5 protein-coding genes are annotated in these 2,210 nt (G+C 30.3%); all 5 read left to right on the plus strand.

Annotated elements, in window-relative coordinates; genetic code table 11:
* The first annotated feature begins 47 nt into the window (after nt 1-47).
* Complete coding sequence (locus AQ1689_RS03455; RefSeq protein ID WP_101955202.1) at nt 48-605, plus strand: hypothetical protein; 558 nt, start codon at nt 48-50, stop codon at nt 603-605.
* A gap of 24 nt (nt 606-629) precedes the next feature.
* On the plus strand, nt 630-1,133 hold the full coding sequence (locus AQ1689_RS03460; protein ID WP_101955203.1) for a carboxypeptidase-like regulatory domain-containing protein: 504 nt from the start codon (nt 630-632) through the stop codon (nt 1,131-1,133).
* A 4-nt stretch (nt 1,134-1,137) separates the two neighbouring features.
* Nucleotides 1,138-1,455, plus strand: coding sequence for a hypothetical protein (locus AQ1689_RS03465; RefSeq protein WP_101955204.1), 318 nt, complete (start codon nt 1,138-1,140; stop codon nt 1,453-1,455).
* Nucleotides 1,456-1,460: 5 nt separating this feature from the next.
* Nucleotides 1,461-1,952: a hypothetical protein gene (locus AQ1689_RS03470; RefSeq protein ID WP_145993721.1), complete on the plus strand. Its 492-nt coding sequence runs from the start codon at nt 1,461-1,463 to the stop codon at nt 1,950-1,952.
* A gap of 3 nt (nt 1,953-1,955) precedes the next feature.
* Nucleotides 1,956-2,210 (plus strand): hypothetical protein (locus AQ1689_RS03475; RefSeq protein WP_145993722.1); only part of this gene is annotated, 255 nt, incomplete at its 3' end.

A 2,210-nucleotide genomic window follows, 5' to 3' on the forward strand; every position in this document is an offset into this window, starting at 1 on the left:
TCCGATATTATTTTCTTTGTTGAAATCATATTTATAAAATAAATAACATGAAAAAGACCACCACAAAAAAAATTAGCAAAAATTTAAAATCTACAAACGATTTTGTGTCTGAAAACAAAAAACAACTGCTGTACGTTGGTGGTTCTATTTTGTTATTGTACACGATTTATAAAGTATCTAGTTCTTTCTTTTCAGGAGCTAAAAATGGAATTTCAAATGCTTTAGATGATAAAATTGAAAACGTTGTTTCGCAAGTAAAAATTAACCCAAAAGAAACAACTATTTCGCTTGATAATGCCAAAATATACGCCCAACAGTTATTAAATGCGTGTAATAACGGACCATTTTATGGCACAGATGAAGAGTTAATCAGGAAAGTTTTTAAAAAGATAAAAACTGGCGATGATTTTAAATTAGTTTTTAACGCTTTCGGTGAAAAGAATTATAACGGTTATAATTCGCCGCCAACTGGTATTTCTCGGCACTTGGATAATTATGCGCCACGAAATTTAGTCTATTGGCTACGTGCTGAATTAAGCGCAAGAGATGGAGCTGTTTACAACGAAGTAAAAGAACGAATAGAAAGTGTGGGTATCGCATTTTAATTTTAATCAAAAAAAACAAAAAAGATGAAACAAGATTTTTTAGCAGGAGAACGAATTACAGGTTACCAAATATTTGACAAACCCAAATGCGGTGCGTCAAAAGGAAAATGCGGCTGCGGTTGTAGTGGCGGCGAAAAGGGTGCAAAACAGCGCCCACATACCGATTTTAAAAATATTTCAGTAAAGAAAACCGCTAGAGTTATTGACGGAAATTCAAATGAAACACTGCCGTTTAGTGCAATTGTTAATTTAAGAACTAAACAAGGTGTAGAAGCTGACGAAAACGGGAATTTCACACTAAAAGGGCATAATGGCGATATTATACAAGTATCTTTTGTAGGATATAAAACAGTAGAGTTACCGCTTTCGCAAATTGATAGAACGATTAGTTTAGTAGCTGATGGCTTATTAGATGAAGTGGTAGTAACAGCTGCAAAAAAGAAAACCCCAACAAGTAATTTACTGGCAATTGTTTTAGGTTCTTTATATGTTACAGGCGTTGCCGTGTGTAAATTTAAGGGACAATAATATTGTGATTATCAAAAATATTATAGAAAACTGGGAAGCAATATCAATGATTTGTATTGGTACTGGTAGCGGTGGATGGCTAGGATGGGTATTTAATAGCAAGCTGAAAAAAGTAGAATTTCATTCAAAAGCTTTTAAAATCAATTCAGAAATGATTGATGCTATAAAATGTGATTTTGAAGATCGTATTAAGTTCCTTCAAGAACTTAATGCTGAATTAACTTTAAATTCAAAAGAACTAAAACAAATCATAAAAGAACAACGAGATTATATATCGTTGTTAAAAAAAGATAGTGCTAATTTTTGTCAAAAAAAGACCTAAAAAAAATGAAGTATATAATTTATTTCTTGATTACAATGCTTTTGCTTGGTGCTTGTAGATCGTCAAAAGTAGTTACAACAAACGAAAAAAAACAGAATACAAAAGTAGTATCTAAAAAAACTGATAGCTCTTTAATTAAGATAAAAACATTGCCGATAAACGATATTTTTTTTGTCGGCATAAAAACAAATAACAAGCAAATTGATAGTGTTATTAATTTAAAATTTAAACACTTTAAAACCGCTAAAATTAGCGGTACAAATAGTTTTACTGCTTCTTTTGATACGGTTAAAAAAGGTTTTCAATTTACGGCAACAGTATCTAGTTCCGAAAATCAAAAAGTAAAGGTTAAAGAAATGGTTTTATCAAAAGAAAAAAATCAAACACAAATAGAAAAAAGCACAAAAGTTGTTACGCATCGGCGTGGTTTTTTAGTAATCGGTTTTTTAGTTATACTGGTTATAATTGCTGTCCGATTTGATTTAAAATTTTTATAATAGATGAATAAAATTATAAAATTTGGCGGTTTAATTGCCGTTTCAGGACTTGCTACATATTTATATGTCCTAAAAAAAAACATTGATAAACTTACAGAAAGTTTGGAAATATCAATTATTGATGTAAAGAGATTTAAGTTGAATTTTAACCGTTTAAATGTAGATTTATATTTTAAAATTCATAATCCAACGCTGGAAAGTTTAAATGTAGCTGCTGGAGGTATTGTTATAAAAACGCTACGTGTTTACGACAAAAAA

Source organism: Tenacibaculum finnmarkense (genome assembly GCF_900239185.1).
Classification (GTDB): Bacteria; Bacteroidota; Bacteroidia; order Flavobacteriales; family Flavobacteriaceae; genus Polaribacter; species Polaribacter finnmarkensis.

What these genes read in the sequence shown, in the direction of transcription:
- AQ1689_RS03455 (WP_101955202.1), top strand. Translation starts at nt 48, where the DNA reads ATGAAAAAGACCACCACAAAAAAAATTAGCAAAAATTTAAAATCTACA.
- AQ1689_RS03460 (WP_101955203.1), top strand. Translation starts at nt 630, where the DNA reads ATGAAACAAGATTTTTTAGCAGGAGAACGAATTACAGGTTACCAAATA.
- AQ1689_RS03470 (WP_145993721.1), top strand. Translation starts at nt 1,461, where the DNA reads ATGAAGTATATAATTTATTTCTTGATTACAATGCTTTTGCTTGGTGCT.